Genomic DNA, 18,091 nt, shown 5'->3' with positions numbered 1-18,091 from the left:
CGAAACGCTACGCAGAACCTCCCTGTAAACCCCGTATTTCCGGTAACTTCGAACCCGGTCACGCTGGCCAAATTTAATGATTTGGACCCTATAATATGAGCGATTCCTGATGTGTACGGATCACCCACCAACTTGCTATTTAGAATAACTCTAAAAACAGTTAGGCTGGCGGCGTTTTGATAACCAGGAACTTTTTACGATATGCAATATATTATTTCGGCACTTACCCCCGCTGTCTTGTCGGCAACATCTGCTTTCCCGATGACCTCATCAGGGCGGAGCATTTGAAGCAGTAAGACAGAATGCGACAGCGGCTTGCAAAAGTGTCGAGACGAAATGGCAACGGTTCCACCGCCGCCAGTATCGGTGCGCTGGCCGATGTCACATTCTGGTGCCGATGATTTTCAACTCTATATTTTTCATTACGTACAAAACGATAGTTCGTTACTCGGTTTAAGAGATAACGAGCTATCGAGACCGCCCTTGTCTGTCCGACTGGCGCAGACAAGGGCGGTCACATTTTCATATCTCAAATACCGGAAATCAGATCGGCGCTTTTCCCATCCGCGCCAGAATGGCCCGAAGCTCATCGACGGACCGGTCGACCTCGTCCTTTTTCTTCTCAAGCTCGACCAGTTTTTCCCTGAAGCGCCCGCGCAGCCGCTCAATCTCGGCGGAGTCACTGGCGCCCTTTTCCCACACGCTGATAAGCTGCCCCATCTCGCTCAGCGTGAAGCCGATACGGCGCCCAAACAGGATGAGACGCAATCGTGTGTGGTCGTTGTAATCGTAAAGCCGCGTCACGCCCGCGCGGCGCGGATTAAGCAATCCCTTGCCTTCGTAAAAACGCAAGGCCCGCAACGTCAGGTCGAACTCCTCGGCCAGATCACCAATCCGGTATAATTGACCGCCTGACTGATTTTCCTTTCGCATATGCCCGCTTGTGCCGGTTAGCAGATCCGCAATCGCGACATCTGCAGCCAGCTCCCGCGCTTTTGTCTGTTTACTCATGTTCTACCTGTTTCCGCCCCCGGAAACGCCCGGTCACCGCACAATTGCGCGATGGAACCACTGTTGATGACAGCTCACATTGACATTGCTGTCAGTGCCGCAGCTTCGATTTACACTCGCCGCCGCAATTCACTCGTCGTCCATACTCGATAAATCAGCTTTCCATGTCAGGCTGCTTCGATACGCCGAATTCAGCCCGCTCAACCGTGGGATGCTTTTCCGCCCCACTAAAGCACTCACTTAGTCGCATATATTAACGAGTTATTTACCACGTTTGTACAAATGTAAGCAGAGCAAATTCTCGCTTGTTGCGCTGGTGAAATTTGCTCTCGGCAGTCTCTATCATTGGAAAAAGTGAATTTCTCATGGCAAACCCAGATCTGGCGTCAGGTTCACGATCCATCATTGACGAATTGAACGCCCGCCGCGAGCGCCGCGCACCTTCGCCTGCCATGGAAGAACTCAATCAGACACTGGCCAGTCTCGAAAAGCGCCTTGTGGATCTGGAAAAGGACGACACGCCCGATATGCGGGACATTCTGCGCTCCGAACGCAAGCCGGCGCGCCATCCGGACGAGACTGTAACTGGCCTTGCTGAAATTGCCGAAAATCTGCGCCGGATGCGCGGGAGCCATGACGCCCCGCAGCAAGCCTATGCATCGAGTGCAGAAGTCAGCCGTGCCAGCCGTGAGATGACCCGCCTTCAGCGCGCAGCGAGCGAAGAAGGCTTTACACAGCGGATGAGCGACGATTTCGAACGCATCAGCGACAGTGTGCACCTTCTCGCCGAACGCAGCAGCGAGGCCAACGCACAGGCGCTCCGCCGCCAGCTCGAAGAGCTCAATCGCACCGTCCAGAGCCTTGCCCGCGAAGAAACGCTGCATCGCCTCAACAATCGCTGGGACCAGTTCGACGCGCGTTTCGAGGCGTTCGAGCAGCGCCACAACGCAGGAGATCCGGCGCTGGATGCAATCGGCGCGCGGCTTGAGCAGGTGCGTGACGCCATCGGCACCTTACCGCAATCGAACCGCCTGAGTGCAATCGAAGATCGCATCGGCCAGCTTGCAAATTCCATCGAGGAATCCCTCAGCCCCCAACATGCATCGTCGCTCGAACAGGGCCGCCTGCAACAGATCGACGAGCGGCTGAACGAAATAAGTCGGGCCATCATCGCGACAAGCCGTGCCCAGCGCCCGGATCAGGATGGTGCGCGTCGCCTGGAGCGCATTGAAAGCCGTCTGGCGGAACTTGCAGAACAGCTTGCCGCTTCGGCAACGCAGCAGAATTCAGACACGCTTTATCGCAAGCTCGGTGAACTTTCCTCGCGTATCGACGGGCTTTCAAGCAACTCGGCAATGCCGGACGGCGTTATCGACCAGCTCGCACACCAGATCAACCTGCTTGCCAACCAGGTTGGCAAGGTGATGGAGAATCTCAGCCAGTCCGACTATCAGGCTGTTGAGGCACGCCTTGAAGCCATCGGCGAAAAACTCGAAGCCGCCGAACGCAGGGCCGAAGAGCCGCATCCTGCCGTTCTGGACAAGATCGACCGCCGTTTCGCGGAACTGACCCAGCGTCTCGACACGCAATATGCTACCCAGCACGTCGACAGCAGCGCCATCCACTCGCTGGAAGGCCGCCTGGACGATCTTTCGCAGCAGATTTCGCTGGGCCTCCTGCAGGCCCCCGCCTATGAAGGTCCGGGCCTCGACATGAAGGCTATCCGTAGCCTTGAAGATCAGATTGCAAATATCGCGCATCATCTGGCGCAGCCCGTCGCCGAAATCGCAGAGCTGAAGCCGCGTCTCGATTCCATAGAGCGCTCCATCGCCTCCAATCGCGAAACAGTACTCGATGCAGCGCGTGAAGCCGCCGAAAGTGCGGTCGCGCGGGTTCTGCAGCACGGTTCGCATGGCGACAGCGTAATCGCCCGCCAACTCGCCGACGACATGAAATCGCTCGAAGCTCTGGCGCGCAATTCCGACGAGCGCAACGGCAAGACATTCGAGACCGTGCATGACACGCTAGTCAAGATTGTCGACCGTCTGGCCCGACTTGAGCAGGACGTGGTTGGAAAGCCGGATACGCCGGACACCGAAAGACAGCAGGTCTTCACGAGCCCGAACTCTGGATCCTCGCGTCCGTCGGCACCGCGTTCACCGGCTGCGGCCGCTGCGGAAGCGGCATTCGCGACCGTTCAGAGTGAAACCGGTCCTGTCAACATGCAGGCGGGCGATGCGGCTGGCAAATCATCGCTCTTCGGCGGCTTTGCCAAGGCAATACGCGGTCGCAGGGCCGACAAGTCCGCTGGAAAGAACGACGAAACGCTCGAAGCCAGCGCGTTTGATGCGACACTCGACGCGCCAGCCTTCGAAAGCGACCTTGCTGCCATCGAGCCGATCACGCACGAAGAACCTGAGCTCGAAAGAACCCCATCTCCTCGCCCTCAAGGCGAAGGCATGCCGGATCTTAATTCGATCATGAAGCGGGTGCGCGAAGAACGCCGCCAGCGCGAAGATGCGGCCGATGCGGCACTTGCCGCTAATGGTAAGGTGGACTTTATAACCGCAGCACGGCGCGCCGCCCAGCTTGCCGCCGCCGAAGCCGAACAGCTTCAGAAGGGCGCAACCAAGCGCTCTGGCAAAAAGAAGTCGTCGGTCGGCGACATGATCCAGCGCCAGCGCAAACCCATTCTGATGGCCATCGGTGCCGTGATGATCGCTATGGCCGGTCTACAGATCGGTTCTGCCTTCCTCAACCGCGACGAACCGGTGGACATGGCAATCGATACGGTCCCTCCGCAGATCGACACAACCGTCACCGATAACCCGGCTGCGCCAACCGACGAAATCGCCGCCAAGATCGCGTCGGATACCACCCCCGCATCCCCTCAATCGGCTGAAATCGCACCGGCGACAACAACCCCGATCACGGAGCCGCGCGCAGAAAACGTTGCTCAGGAACCCATTACGGCACAAGCGAATGAGCAACAGGCCACGGTAGAAATTCCTACACAGATCGAGCCGCAGGCCGGATCAGCCGAAGCGACTACCAATCCGGTCGAAACGGCCACATCGACCGACCCCACCACCCAAACCCAGGCCTCTATTCCGCTTGTGCCGGAAGAAGCTGGACCGGTGGCACTTCGCGAAGCTGCGGCCAAGGGCGACTCTCGCGCCCTCTTCGAAGTCGGTAACCGCTACATGGAAGGGCGCGGCGTTGCCGCCGACTTTGCCAAGGCGGCAAAATGGTACGAGATTTCTGCAAGTCAGGGCTTCGCCCCGGCGCAGTACCGCCTCGGCAATTTCAACGAAAAGGGTCTTGGCATGCCCCGCGACCTCGACAAGGCCAAGACCTGGTATCAGCTCTCGGCGCAGCAGGGCAACGCAAGCGCGATGCATAATCTTGCCGTCCTTTTCGCAACCGGCGCCAATGGTAACCCGGACAATACGTCTGCGGTGCGCTGGTTCACCGACGCTGCAGAACTCGGTGTGAAGGATAGCCAGTTCAACCTCGGCATCCTTGCTGCCAAGGGGCTGGGCATGCCAGCCAATCTGGAGGAGAGCTACAAGTGGTTCTCTCTCGCCGCCAATACCGGCGACAAGGATGCTGCAGACAAGCGTGACCAGATTGCCAAGGCTCTGAAGCCGGAACAGCTCGAACACGCCAAGGACACGGTCAAGCTCTGGAAGGCCAAACCGCTTGATCAGGCGACCAATTCCATTGACGTGCCGGACGCGTGGGCCGAAAACAAACCACTTACCACCGGCTCGGTGGACATGAAGAAGGCGGTTCACAACATCCAGCTCATTCTTCAGAAAAACGGCTACGATGTTGGCTCAGCCGATGGTCTGATGGGCGGCAAGACCCGCGCCGCAATTGCCGCATTCCAGAAGGCAAATGGACAGACGCCCACCGGCGATGTCGATCAGAAACTGGTCCAGCTTCTGCTTGAGAAGAACAAATAATTCATTGAAGCTACATTGATTTTTCAAGGGCAGCACACGCTGCCCTTTTTCGCTTCGACCATAGGTGTCTGAAAGAAGTGACAGGTTGAATCGACTCGTTGAGGCTTATCATTTACCTCCTATCAACGAGGGGATAGACGATGCTCTTGCACGTAAACAACGACATGGAAAACGGTATCATCGCGAAAATTCCCCTCGCGCTCGACAAGGATATCAAAAGTTTCCAGGGGGATGCGATCGATTTTGAAATTTCCTCCGGCGACAAGCAGCTTGTCCCCGCAGAGGACATTCATCCCTACAGATCCATTTTCAAAGTTCTATCCGGCAGTTTAGAGCTGAAGAATATCTTCATAGCTGTGTCATTCAACGCGAACTTCACCACACCCGATGGCAAAAAGACCTGCCTGACGCGTTCCAGCCCTATGGAGGAATGGAACGTGATGAATGGCAACTATTATGCCGAAAGCATGAACTGCTTCGGCTTCAAATCCAGTAGCCGTTTCGCGGGAAACTTCAGCGTAAACCTGACCAATCCCTATCTTTATATCATAAAGAACGGCAGCCTGACCGACAGTAAAATGTCGGACAGCATCTCGATCCGTGCGCAGTTTTATCCGTCGTCTGGCCATTCCGTCATCACGCCGAAAGAAGATATCAACATCGTCATCAGCAACCGCCAGAACGTTGTCGACTGATCCACTATGCATCAATGTCCGATTCCACCGATGTATTTCCTATATATTTTATGGGATTATCTCAACCGCACCTTTTTCAGTACTCTTCAACACTCTTTTTGTTGTTCTTAAACAACACCCCGGAAATTTCCTTGAATAGAGTGCCGCGAGGTAACCTTATCGGCAATCGGCGTTTGACTCCGCTGCGTCGACAGAGCAAGACATTATGAGGAGTGGTCCGGTTGAAACTCAAAGTTTGAGTTGAGCCTAACTACTTGTTTTCATGCATTTCCGCGCTCAGAACCGTTTCATAATTTTGCCGGAGATGTTTTAGTAGGGTGAAACATCTTGCGGAGAAGCGCGACCGCAAGCAGCTGTATGTCATGCGTTCGTGAAAGCCGGGTTCGGAATTGGGTATTTACCTTCCCATTGCGGAATTGTCGGTCAACATGCTGGTTCTTCTCGGCATGGGCGCCGCCGTGGGTTTCCTGTCCGGATTGTTCGGCGTTGGCGGCGGTTTTCTTATCACGCCGCTTCTGATCTTTTATAACATTCCGCCTGCAATCGCGGTCGCCACCGGCGCCAATCAGGTCATTGCTTCGTCGGTTTCCGGCGCCCTTGCGCATTTCAAGCGCCGAACACTCGATATCAAGCTTGGCCTGTTTCTTGTGGCGGGCGGCATATTGGGTTCCCTCGTCGGCATCTTCGTGTTCTCGTGGCTGCGCGATCTCGGCCAGTTGGACCTGATCGTTTCGATCCTCTACGTCTTCTTCCTCGGCACTGTCGGCGGATTGATGCTGGTGGAAAGCGTGCGTGCGCTCCGCCGCGTGAAGAAGGGACAGGCTGGTGCCGTTCGGCGCTCCGGCCAGCACACGTGGATACATCGTCTGCCATTCAAGATGCGGTTCCGCGCATCCACCATCTATGTCAGCATCATTCCGGTGCTCGGTATCGGTTTCTTCATCGGTCTTCTCTCATCCGTAATGGGCGTTGGCGGCGGCTTCATCATGGTGCCGGCTCTCATCTATCTGCTGCATGTGCCGACCAATGTGGTGGTGGGAACCTCGCTGTTTCAGATCACCTTTGTGACTGCATTCACAACCGTCCTGCAGGCGACCACCAACCAGTCCATCGACATCGTGCTTGCTTTCCTGCTGATGGTTGGCGGTGTCATCGGTGCACAATATGGAGCGCGCGCTGGACAGAAGCTGCGCGGCGAACAATTGCGCCTTCTGCTGGCGCTTCTGGTGCTTGCCGTTGGCCTGCGCCTCGCCTTTGGCCTGTTTGTACGACCCGACAATCTGTTCTCCATTTCGATTGCGGATATCTGACATGCGGGGCCTCACGCTCTCCTCCGCATTGTTCATGTTCCTGTTGGTGGAAACCGCCGCTGCGCAGGTCGATTCCAGCGGCAGCGGCAACACGGTTCCGCAATTGCAAAACCCCGCCGATGAAACCATCGAAATCGGGCTTTCGACCGAAACCATCGCCATCACATCGAATTTTGGCGGCACGGATCTCACCATATTCGGTGCGCTCGACAATGCCGATCCAATGATCCAGCGGCAGGGACGCTACGACATCATCGTCGTGCTGCAAGGCCCTTCGCGTGACCTCGTGGTGCGCAAGAAGGACCGTTATCTCGGTGTCTGGGTGAATGCGGATTCGGAAACCTTCATGGGCGTCCCACTCTCCTATTCGCTGGCCTCCACCCGCAATCTGCAGGACATTGCCGAAGAGAAGATCTACCGACAGCTTTCGGTGGGCGTGCGCAACTTCTATCTCGTTCCCGAAGATCCCGGCAGCCTGTCGGGCAATATCCCGGCATTCGGCAACGAACTGCGCGAGATGAAAATCCGGCAGGGCCTGTATACACAGCGCATCGGGGGTGTGGAGTTCATTTCCCGCACCTTGTTTCGCGCCACGCTCAAACTACCCGCCAACGTGCCGGTTGGTCGCCACAAGGCCCGAGCGCTCCTGTTCCGCAACGGTGTTTTTCTGCGTGAAGCCAATGCCAGTCTGGAAATCGTCAAGGCAGGCTTCGAACAGAGCATCTACAACGCCGCCCACCAGAACAGCTTTCTCTACGGCCTTTTTGCCGTTTTCCTTGCCGTGTTCACCGGCTGGTTTGGGCGCATTCTGTTCCGTCGAGATTAACCACCATAAAGCGCACCACGAGCAATCGGGTAAACCTTGCCCTGACCGAGCATATAGGCACGCAGGGTCTCATCGGCGAACAGGCCCCGGAAAGCGCGATCCAGAATATTCAGCGCACCCGTATAGGCTCCGAAAGCAGGCATGATGAGCCTTTCCCCGTCGCTCACAAAACAAGGGCGACGCACCGACCGTCCGCGCCGCACGATGCGGGCAGCCGGGTGAAGATGTCCGGCAATCTCACCCTGCCCGGCTTTACGCGATGGTTCATGCCGGAAAGTAAGCGGCCCGACTGCCAGTTCTTCAACACAATCGCCCGGCAGGTCTACCGGGCGATCCGGATCGTGATTGCCGGTGATCCAGAACCAGTCGCGATGCTCCATCAGCGATTTCAGCCGGATGGCATAAAGTGACGGCAAGCGCTCGCTAGCCGTCGCATCGTGAAAACTGTCCCCGAGGCTGATGACAGTTCGCGGCTGATAGCGCGCGATTGCCAGCGCCAGCATGTCGAGCGTTGCTGCGGTGTCATAGGGCGGGATGAGCTGACCCCGCCTGGCAAAGGATGAGCCTTTTTCCAGATGCAGGTCGGAAACGATCAGCATATGCAGGTCGGGCAGGAACAGCGCGCCCGATGGGTCGCACACAGCGGCCACGCCACGCACTTCGGCATGGGCCAGACTGTAGGCCTCGCCATTTCCCCACACCGCGGTTTTCATTGCATAGCCTCTCTGATCAGATCGTCCGCGGCCTCTTCAAGCAGCATTTCATCGCCCTCGCCTGCCACTCGCTCGCGTCCGATTTCGAGCATCACAGGCAGCGCCAGCGGTGAAATCTTGTCGAGCGGCTTGTGCAGCAGATGACCTTTCACACGCGCCAGCATGTCCCCGAGACGCTTGATATCCAGAAGCCCGGTCGCAGCATCCGCGCGCGTCGCCTGCAGTAATATGTGGTCCGGCTCGTGGGTCCGCAGTACGTCATAGATGAGATCGGTGGAAACCGTAACCTGACGGCCTGTTTTCTCCTGCCCCGGATGACGGCGCTCGATAAGCCCTGAAATCACCGCGCAATTGCGGAAAGTGCGTTTCAAAAGGTAGCTTTCATCGAGCCATGCTTCGAGATCGTCCCCCAGCATATCCTCGTCGAACAGCCGGGTGAGATTGAGTTTTCCCGTGCCGATCATCGTGCCCATATCCTTGAGGCCCCAGAGCCCCAGCGAATAATCGGTAGCGACAAAGCCAAGCGGATGCGCGCCCATGCGTTCCAGACGACGTGTCAGCAACATGCCGAGCGTCTGGTGCGCCAGCCTGCCTTCAAACGGATAGGCGACCATGTAGAAGCGATTGCCGCGCGGAAAGGTTTCGATCAACAGCTCGTCCGTTGCAGGCAGTACGGATTTCCACTGCTGTATTTCCAGCCATTCCCGCACCTGTTCCGGCAAAAACTGCCAGCGTGTGCGGTCGGCGAGCATGGCGCGCACCTGCGCTGCGAGATAGGTGGAAAGCGGAAACTTGCCGCCAGCATAGACAGGGATTTTTGCGTCCTGTCCCGCAGCATTGGAGGCAATGCATTCGTTCTCACGAATACCTTCGAACCGCAGCACCTTTCCGGCAAACAGGAACGTGTCACCAGCCGTCAGCGTCTCGAGGAAATACTCCTCGATGCGACCAAGAACACGTCCACCGCGCGCATTTCCACCCTTGCCGCCGCGTGTGAGCCGCACATTCAGCTCTGGCGCCTCGACTATTGTGCCAATGTTGAGCCTATATTGCTGTGCGATACGCGGATTGGAGACCCGCCAAGCGCCGTCCACGGTCTTGCGGATTTTCGCAAACCGCTCATAGGTCTTGAGCGCGTAACCGCCGGTCGCCACGAAATTCAGAATGCGGTCGAACGTTTCGCGCGGGAGGTTCGAATAAGGTGCCGCACTCTGCACCTCACGATAAAGCTGATCGGCATTGAACGGCTCGGCACAGGCCATGCCAAGCACGTGTTGCGCCAGCACATCCAGCGCTCCGTCGATCAAAGGCGGCGTATCCTGCGCGCCCAGATAATTGGCGTCGAGTGCGGCACGACACTCCATCACCTCAAAGCGATTGGCGGGCACAAGAATAGCCCGGCTCGGTTCATCCATGCGGTGATTGGCGCGGCCTATACGTTGGGCAAGACGGCTGGCGCCCTTCGGTGCACCGACATGAATGACCAGATCGACATCGCCCCAGTCGATCCCCAGATCGAGCGTTGACGTCGCCACCACCGCTCGCAACGTGTTGGCAGCCATGGCCTGCTCGACCTTGCGGCGCTGGCTGGCATCGAGCGAACCATGATGCAGCGCAATCGGTAGTGTGTCCTCATTGACCCGCCAGAGTTCCTGAAACAGCATCTCCGCCTGGCTGCGCGTATTGACGAACAAGAGCGTCGTGCGGTGCTGGCGGATCGCCTCATAGATATCGGGTATTGCATAGCGCGAGGAGTGGCCTGACCATGGCACCCGCTCATCGGAATCGAGAATGGTGATTTCCGGCTTGGCGCCGCCGTCGACTGTCACAAGACCGGCCATGGGCCCGGTGCCGTCCTGTTCCACCAGCCAGCGGCGCAGTTCTTCGGGCTCCGCCACCGTGGCGGAAAGGCCGATGGTCTGCAATTGCGGTTGCAGGCGGCGCAGCCGCGCCAGCCCCAGCGCCAGCAAATGCCCGCGCTTGGAAATCACCAGCGAATGCAATTCGTCCAGCACCACATAGCGCAATCCCTTGAAGAACTGTTCGGCGCCTTTGGAAGCGATCAACAGCGCAAGCTGTTCCGGTGTCGTCAGCAGAATATCCGGCGGCGCCAGCTTCTGTCGCTGGCGTTTGTGCGCTGGCGTATCACCCGTTCGGGTCTCGATGGAGATATCGAGGCCCATTTCCTCGACCGGCACCGTAAGGTTGCGATGGATATCGACCGCAAGCGCCTTCAGCGGCGAGATGTAAAGCGTATGCACACCACGCTTCGCCATACCCGGCTTCTTACGGCCATTTCGTTCCAGATCCACCAGCGCCGGCAAAAATCCGGCCAGCGTCTTACCCGCGCCAGTGGGCGCGATCAGAAGCGTAGACTGTCCCTCTTCTGCGCGCGCCAGTAGTTCAAGCTGATGGGCGCGGGGCGACCAGCCCTTGGCCGCAAACCATTCAATAAAACGGTCCGGCAAAGGAAAAGCGGCAGATGCGGCGGCGGGTTTCAGGTTCAGTGTCACGCCGTCAATCTAATCGCAGCGAGGCAAGCCGCCAAGGTGTTTGTTCACTTTTGTTCTCATTTTGTCAGCAGCAAAGGGTTCCCTCCCTTTTCGACACAAACTTCATGACCTATCTTGAAACCATGCGTTTCAATCAGCTTCTCTGTTCCTCTCCCAAAGGCCTCTATTGCCCGCCCGGCGATTTCTACATCGACCCCGTGCGCCCGGTGGAACGCGCGCTCATCACCCACGGGCATTCCGATCATGCCCGCTCTGGCCACACCCATGTACTGGCAACACGCGAAACGCTCGACATTATGGCGCTGCGCTACGGCGCAAATTTCGCCGAAACCACCCAACCGATAGGCCTCGGCGAGAGCCTCACGATCAACGGTACACGGGTCAGTTTTCACGGTGCAGGCCACGTACTCGGCTCGGCCCAGATTGCAGTGGAGAAGGACGGAACCCGCATTGTCGCTTCCGGCGATTACAAGCGCGCAACCGATCCGACCTGCGCGCCCTTTGAACCTGTCGCGTGTGATGTCTTCATAACCGAAGCAACCTTTGCGCTACCGGTATTTCGTCACCCCGATGCGTCACACGAAATCGCGGCGCTTCTCAAATCAACCCGACAGTTTCCCGAACGCGCGCATCTTGTCGGCGCCTATTCACTGGGCAAGGCACAACGGGTCATCAAACTCATACGCAATGCAGGCTACTCAGAACCGATTTACATTCATGTTGCGCTGGAAAAGATCTGCGATTATTACCAGTCGCAAGGTATCAATCTCGGTCCCCTTGAACCAGCGACCCTTGAGCGCGGCGAAGCAGAGCCGGATTTTGCAGGCAAGATCATCGTCGGTCCGCCATCGGCCTTTTCCGACCGCTGGGCGCAGCGTTTTCCCGATCCCATATCAGCCTTCGCCTCCGGCTGGATGCGTATCCGCCAGCGCGCCAAACAACAGGGCGTGGAGCTGCCGCTCATCATTTCCGACCATTGCGACTGGGATGAGCTGACGGCGACCATAACAGAAATCGCACCCGCCGAAGTGTGGGTTACCCATGGACGCGAGGAAGCGCTTGTTCGCTGGTGCGAGCTGCAGAACATACTGGCAAAGCCGCTGCATCTTGTCGGCTATGAAGACGAGGGCGATTGATGCGTGCTTTCGCTGAACTTCTTGACCGGCTGGTTCTGACCCCGCAGCGCAACGGCAAGCTTCGGCTGCTCATCGACTATTTCCGCGCCACGCCCGACCCGGATCGCGGTCTGGCACTTGCGGCAATCACACGCGATCTCGAACTGCAAAGTGTGAAGCCCGCCATGCTGCGGGCGCTGATAACCGAGCGGACCGATCCGACATTATTTGCCTATTCCTACGACTATGTCGGTGATCTTGCCGAAACAATTTCACTCATCTGGCCCAGCCCAAGCGAAACAACTCCGGGGGCAAATCTGCCACTTGGGATCGTGATGCACGAATTGCAGAACGCATCGCGCCGCGAAGGCCCGATGCTCGTGGCCGGATGGCTCGATCTACTCGGCATTTCTGAACGTTACGCGCTGTTGAAACTCGTCACCGGCGGTTTGCGCGTGGGGGTTTCAGCCCGTCTGGCCAAACAGGCACTTGCCGATTTCGGCGGCGCCGACATTGTAGAAATCGAGGAACTCTGGCACGGCCAGTCGCCGCCCTATGAAGCGCTTTTCGCCTGGCTGGAAGGCCGTGGTGAAAAACCTGCTGCCACCGCAGCTGCACCGTTTCGCCCCGTCATGCTGGCAACTGCCCTCGATGAAGCCGAAATCTCCTCGCTCGATGCGTCTGCCTACAGTGCAGAATGGAAGTGGGACGGTATTCGGGTCCAGGCCGTTTCGGAAAACGGCGTGCGTCGCCTCTATTCGCGCACTGGTGACGATATTTCCGGCGCATTCCCGGATATTCTGGAAGCTATGGATTTCGAAGGCGCAATCGACGGCGAACTGCTCGTCAGTCATAACGGCGAAACCGGCATCGAAACAGCCACGTTTTCCGATCTCCAGCAAAGGCTGAACCGCAAGACCGTGAGCGTAAAGCAGTTACGCGACTATCCGGCTTTCGTGCGGGCCTATGACCTGTTGCAGGAAGGGAACCAGCAGACCGGTGCCGATTTGCGCGCGCGGCCTTTTTCCGAGCGCCGCGCCCGCCTGCAAGATTTCATCGGCAGGCTCGATCCGCGCCGCTTCGATCTATCGCCCGTCTTGCCCTTTGGCGATTTTCAGGAACTGGCGGAGTTTCGCTCCAATCCGCCACATCCCGTCGTCGAAGGCGTTATGTTGAAACGCCACGACAGCACTTACCTTCCCGGCCGGCCCAAGGGCCCCTGGTTCAAATGGAAGCGCGATCCCTTCACCGTCGATGCCGTGATCGTCTATGCCCAGCGCGGGCATGGCAAGCGGTCCAGCTATTATTCCGATTTCACCTTTGCCGTCTGGACGGGGCCGGAGGATCAACCGGTACTGGTGCCGGTCGGCAAAGCCTATTTCGGCTTTACGGACGAAGAACTGAAATTGCTGGACAAGTTTGTGCGCGAGAATACCACCGAGCGCTTCGGGCCGGTTCGGTCCGTCCGCGCCGAGCCCGATCATGGGCTGGTGGTAGAAGTCGCTTTCGAAGGCCTCAACCGCTCCACGCGTCACAAATCGGGTGTCGCTATGCGCTTTCCGCGTTTCTCGCGGCTTCGGTGGGACAAACCGCCCCGCGAAGCGGATCGGCTTGAAACTTTGGAAAAGCTGCTGACCTGATTATTCAGCCGCCGTCGAAACGCGAATCTCATAGATGTTGACCGGTTTGCCGGAACCGCTGAGATCGGAATTGACCGTGATGGTGCCTGCACGCCCTGCCTTCTGACCGGACGGAACAGCCATATCAAAAAGGAAGTCGCTAATGGAATCGCGCACGTCGTAGCGCCTGCGTCCGCAGTCGCCAAGACTGCCGAAATCGCAATTGACTGACATCTGGGTCATCTTGCCATCGTCGGCACGTGCCACGATGTCGAAGGTCGCCTTCTTGCCTTCCAACTGGTTCAAGATGCCTTCACCGACATCGAATGTAACCGTATCCTCAGCCCCCGAAGACTGAATACGCGCGAAACTGCGCGTGCCTTCCTGCCTGATTTCGGCTGTTGCACGTCCTTTCACGGACATGCGGGTTGCCTCGGATGGCTGGAAGATCGTGATCCATTTCAGCCCGCCAGGCTCCTCACCTTCTTTCAAAGGCGCAATATTGCCATCGCCGTACAAGGGGTTGTTTGCCGGTCCCCGGCTCAGATCAATAAAGCTGTTATAGAGCGAGTAACCGATGAAAGCAGCAACAGCGAGCACGAGCGCCGGAATGCCATAACTGTAGAAAGGTGAATGGCGTTTCTTTTTCCTCCGGTCCTTGCGAGACACGCCACCCTCATAACCAAGGTCGGCATTGCTGCGCTTCTTCTGCCGCGAGTTAGAGCGAATATCGCTGGTATCGAGTGCGGGCGAGGCTTCTTCCGCCCTGCCACCAAGCACCGGGTCTTCCCGGTGTGAGGCGTCGAGCGACGGCTCACGGCGATCTTCCGCGCCGCTGCCGGTCTTGAATTCCTGTTCAATACGAGAGATTGCGTCCTTCAGTTTCTGACGACGCTCTTCCTTTTGCGCATCGCTGAGCGCGGTGTTCGTCGCAAGAGCGCGCTCGTGCGCACCCCAGGCGGATTCATAGATTCGCTGGCGGGTCGCCGGATTATGCGCATCTGCCTTGGCAAATGCATTCCTGATCGCGCGCTCAATACTTTCCAAAGGCTGCTCTTCCCTTGTTCGTTTTTCCCGCCATGCTAGTCACGCCCCTAACAGGAGCAAGCGGTACCCGATGCAGACTATTTTATAAGCCTCAGCGAAATTAACGTCTGAATCAAGGCATTTACCTGTTCATCACCCGCTTTGACTAGCCGATAAGCATGTCGGAACACCGAATATTAACTCTGAATGCGGTTTTCCCCCATCCGTACAGCGTTACAGGATCAAAATGCACCCATTGCGGGTGACCAAGACATCCAGAAGTGTGCTGGCGATTCCCTCCCATTGGGCATTTCCGGCAGAAGCAGCGCCTATGTTTCCAAAATATGCAAATCGGCTGGCATTCGACACGCCCTGTCAAGGTTTTCAACGACAGAGGAGACAAGCCTATCAACAGACAGGCTCGCACTCTTTTGATATTGCCGTTGGACAAAGAGCTGCTAGAAATATTACGTTTACGGAAACGTCAATCAAGGAGGACGGTTGAAGATGGCCTTGCCGGATATTCTGAAAAGCAGACTGCGCATCCCGGTGGTTGGTGCTCCCCTATTCATCATTTCGCATCCAGCCCTTGTGATGGCGCAGTGCAAGGCAGGTGTCGTCGGTTCTTTTCCTGCACTTAATGCCCGTCCTGAAGCGCAGCTCGACGAATGGCTGGCAGAGATTACGGAAGGGCTTTCGGCTTACGACAAGGCTAATCCCGATCGGCCATCCGCGCCATTCGCGGTCAACCAGATCGTGCACCGTTCCAACAAGCGCCTTGAGCACGATCTCGGCCTTTGTGTGAAGTATAAGGTTCCGATTGTCATTTCCTCGCTCGGCGCGGTACCAGAAGTGAATGCCGCCATCCATTCCTATGGTGGTATCGTCCTTCATGACGTCATCAACAACCGCCACGCCAATTCGGCAATCCGCAAGGGTGCGGACGGCCTCATCGCAGTTGCTGCCGGTGCGGGCGGCCATGCAGGCGCGCTATCGCCCTTCGCACTTGTGCAGGAAATTCGCTCCTGGTTCGACGGCCCCCTGCTCCTTTCCGGCGCCATCGCCAATGGCGGCTCGATCCTTGCAGCGCAGGCCATGGGTGCAGATCTCGCTTATATCGGTTCCCCCTTCATCGCCACAACAGAAGCGCGTGCAACAGATGCCTATAAACAGATGATCGTCGAATCGAATTCATCCGACATCGTCTATTCCAACTATTTTACAGGCATTGGAGGCAACTACCTGAAGCCGTCCATCGCCAATTCGGGCCTCGATCCAGACAACCTTCCGGAGGCTGATCCTTCCAAGATGGACTTCGACAAGGCGCAGCAGGACGGCGCCAAGGCCTGGAAGGATATCTGGGGCTGCGGTCAGGGCATCGGCGCCATCCGCGAAGTGGCTCCTGCCGGGCAACTGATCGACCGCCTCGAGCGTGAATACAAGGAGGCTCGCCAGCATCTATGCGCGGGCGCGTAATTCTCTGACTTCCATGACACCGCGCCAGCTTCGACGGCTGGCGCGGTATCGGCACCCCATATGCCCGACGAGATTACCATCACTTCCATCTCGCAAAACCGACCGGCTTCCACACTGTCAGGCTTTCGCGTCACGCATGACGCAAAACCTTTGAACAAACACACATATTGTTTGATTTGGGCCTTGCTTTCCTCCATGCTTTTGGTTATCAGCGCACCGTCCAGTCAGAAATGGTTGGCTTCCCTCGGGAATTTGGAACGCAATGTTCCGGGCCGCTTTAGCTCAGTTGGTAGAGCACATCATTCGTAATGATGGGGTCAGGTGTTCGAGTCACCTAAGCGGCACCAGTTTTGTTAATAGAGTCAACAACATATAAAAATGATCCTGCGGCGCCTTTCAATCCGAACGGTGTAAATCGCCACCGGTCATTGAAACGCACTGCACCAAAATGAGCGGTGGCGATATGTAACTATGTTCTCACGGCTATGCGTTCATTGATCCAATCGCCGCGACGTCTGAACCTGTGCCGGGCTTCCGGTATCCCCTGACAGCTTGCGGCAAGCCGCCAGGGGAAGTGCTAGGAAGGTCGCAACGACTGCGAACCATAATCGTGACGTCCCACCGCAATTCTGATTGTCGATTGGTTTCCACATCCCCACATGTACAGTGGGCCTGCCGATTGCGGCAGGTACCGCCGCATCGCGTTCTCAGGCAACGCGTACCCCCGGCGCGCGATGCGGTCGGGAACCATCATCTTTCGCAACTACAACCTCCACAAGATATGATTGTTTATTAGCGATACATTGCTCGTATATCGTGTTAATGTGTTGAGCCGCCGTGGGACCATTAGTTTAGTGAGAACCACTCGTGGACATATCGCCGGGCATAAGGGCGGCGATATGAACTGCTGGCCGGAGCGCGCTGGGGATGATCGTGTTCCGGCCTTCCACTGGTGCGCGGGCAAAATTGTCAGGACGAGCGCTGGTTGCGCCGAAGCTCGATAATCTTTTTCTCGAGCGCATCATGCTTTTTGTCCAGCTCACAGGCATTATCAGCCAATATGTGGATCAAGAACGGCCCTGCACGGCTGTAGAGCTCGCTGTCGTTCTGGTCGATCGAGACAAGCGCTCGGCTATCGCTCTGACTTCTGCAATATCGCAGGAAAGATTGTTGTTCATGCTGCACCTGTCGGAGTTGGGCCATACAGCGTTTCGCAGATGCTTTTCGCCATTATCTGCGCCTCGATAATCTCTTGGATCGGCGTGCATCCGATGAAGAACACAATCGCGCTGTAATAGCTGTTTAGTCCCAGCATTTGGTGGATCGGATCGATAATGAATCGTTCGCGCTCTTTTGTCCACTGTTTGCAGATGAACTCGTAGGGTGTAAGCCCCTTCAGTGTCTTGAGGCGGCGGCCAAAGTTGTAGGCGGCGACGAAGCTTGCGAGATGAGTTCGGAGTTGCTCGTAGTAATCGTAATGGTAGCGTTTGACCGTCGCCTCCTTGATCGTACGGTTCATCAGCTCGACTTGTCCGTTGGTCCATGGATGCTTGGGCTTCGTCAGCCGGTGTTCGATGCCGTGGGCTTGGTAGGCACGATCGAACGGATGCCCGCGCCACATGGCTGTCGGCCCTGAACGGTTCTTTGGCAGGTCCGCGGACTGAATGCCATTGTCGGTCAACACGATCTCGATGCGGTAGGGAACAGCGGCTACCAGCGCATCAAGGAAGGCTCGTGCGGTCACCGTGTTGGCCTTGTCGGTGAGTTGCGTGAAGGCTGACCTGCCACTGAGAATTTCCTCCAGAATGGATTAGAGTCC

Annotated in this window: 11 protein-coding genes, 1 tRNA gene and 1 pseudogene; 8 read left to right on the top strand and 5 right to left on the bottom strand. The window is 57.1% G+C overall.

Annotated elements, in window-relative coordinates; genetic code table 11:
- Positions 1-543: 543 nt before the first annotated feature.
- A complete protein-coding gene (locus CQZ93_RS18085; protein ID WP_105543983.1) occupies positions 544-1,011 on the bottom strand; it encodes a MerR family transcriptional regulator in 468 nt (155 codons plus the stop codon).
- A gap of 365 nt (positions 1,012-1,376) precedes the next feature.
- Between CQZ93_RS18085 and CQZ93_RS18080 the strand changes: the two genes are divergently transcribed.
- The 4 genes from CQZ93_RS18080 (at position 1,377) to CQZ93_RS18065 (ending at position 7,810) form a co-directional block, all read left to right on the top strand.
- Positions 1,377-4,979, top strand: a complete 3,603-nt coding sequence (locus CQZ93_RS18080; protein WP_105543982.1) for an SEL1-like repeat protein — start codon at positions 1,377-1,379, stop codon at positions 4,977-4,979.
- A 140-nt stretch (positions 4,980-5,119) separates the two neighbouring features.
- Positions 5,120-5,674: a hypothetical protein gene (locus CQZ93_RS18075; protein ID WP_105543981.1), complete on the top strand. Its 555-nt coding sequence runs from the start codon at positions 5,120-5,122 to the stop codon at positions 5,672-5,674.
- A gap of 428 nt (positions 5,675-6,102) precedes the next feature.
- On the top strand, positions 6,103-6,984 hold the full coding sequence (locus CQZ93_RS18070; RefSeq protein WP_407921838.1) for a sulfite exporter TauE/SafE family protein: 882 nt from the start codon (positions 6,103-6,105) through the stop codon (positions 6,982-6,984).
- Position 6,985: 1 nt separating this feature from the next.
- Positions 6,986-7,810 (top strand): TIGR02186 family protein, encoded by an 825-nt coding sequence (locus CQZ93_RS18065; protein WP_105543979.1) that lies wholly within the window; start codon positions 6,986-6,988, stop codon positions 7,808-7,810.
- Here the strand turns inward: CQZ93_RS18065 and pdeM are convergent.
- Both pdeM and CQZ93_RS18055 read right to left on the bottom strand, forming a co-directional pair.
- Positions 7,807-8,523, bottom strand: a complete 717-nt coding sequence (pdeM, locus tag CQZ93_RS18060) for a ligase-associated DNA damage response endonuclease PdeM (RefSeq protein ID WP_105543978.1) — start codon at positions 8,521-8,523, stop codon at positions 7,807-7,809. The two genes, CQZ93_RS18065 and pdeM, sit on opposite strands and share 4 nt — an antisense overlap.
- A complete protein-coding gene (locus tag CQZ93_RS18055) occupies positions 8,520-11,036 on the bottom strand; it encodes a ligase-associated DNA damage response DEXH box helicase (protein WP_105543977.1) in 2,517 nt (838 codons plus the stop codon). Before CQZ93_RS18055 ends, pdeM begins: the two co-directional genes overlap by 4 nt.
- Before the next feature lie 122 nt (positions 11,037-11,158).
- Here CQZ93_RS18055 and CQZ93_RS18050 point away from each other — a divergent pair, with 122 nt between their 5' ends.
- Positions 11,159-12,172: a ligase-associated DNA damage response exonuclease gene (locus CQZ93_RS18050; RefSeq protein WP_105543976.1), complete on the top strand. Its 1,014-nt coding sequence runs from the start codon at positions 11,159-11,161 to the stop codon at positions 12,170-12,172.
- On the top strand, positions 12,172-13,791 hold the full coding sequence (locus CQZ93_RS18045; protein ID WP_105543975.1) for a cisplatin damage response ATP-dependent DNA ligase: 1,620 nt from the start codon (positions 12,172-12,174) through the stop codon (positions 13,789-13,791). The genes CQZ93_RS18050 and CQZ93_RS18045 overlap by 1 nt, the downstream gene beginning before the upstream one ends.
- Here the strand turns inward: CQZ93_RS18045 and CQZ93_RS18040 are convergent, their stop codons facing one another.
- Positions 13,792-14,817 (bottom strand): hypothetical protein, encoded by a 1,026-nt coding sequence (locus tag CQZ93_RS18040; RefSeq protein WP_105543974.1) that lies wholly within the window; start codon positions 14,815-14,817, stop codon positions 13,792-13,794.
- A gap of 486 nt (positions 14,818-15,303) precedes the next feature.
- Here CQZ93_RS18040 and CQZ93_RS18035 point away from each other — a divergent pair, with 486 nt between their 5' ends.
- On the top strand, positions 15,304-16,272 hold the full coding sequence (locus tag CQZ93_RS18035; RefSeq protein ID WP_105543973.1) for an NAD(P)H-dependent flavin oxidoreductase: 969 nt from the start codon (positions 15,304-15,306) through the stop codon (positions 16,270-16,272).
- Between the two features lie 271 nt (positions 16,273-16,543).
- A tRNA-Thr gene (locus CQZ93_RS18030) sits at positions 16,544-16,619 on the top strand.
- 950 nt (positions 16,620-17,569) lie between these two features.
- Here the strand turns inward: CQZ93_RS18030 and CQZ93_RS18020 are convergent.
- Positions 17,570-18,061 (bottom strand): annotated as a pseudogene (locus tag CQZ93_RS18020) (integrase core domain-containing protein); the annotation flags it as partial.
- Positions 18,062-18,091: the final 30 nt, after the last annotated feature.

It is taken from the genome of Ochrobactrum vermis, from assembly GCF_002975205.1.
Lineage (GTDB): Bacteria > Pseudomonadota > Alphaproteobacteria > Rhizobiales > Rhizobiaceae > Brucella > Brucella vermis.
The sequence above is the reverse complement of the archived record's forward strand: the minus strand, read 5'-3'. Positions and strand labels throughout refer to the sequence as shown.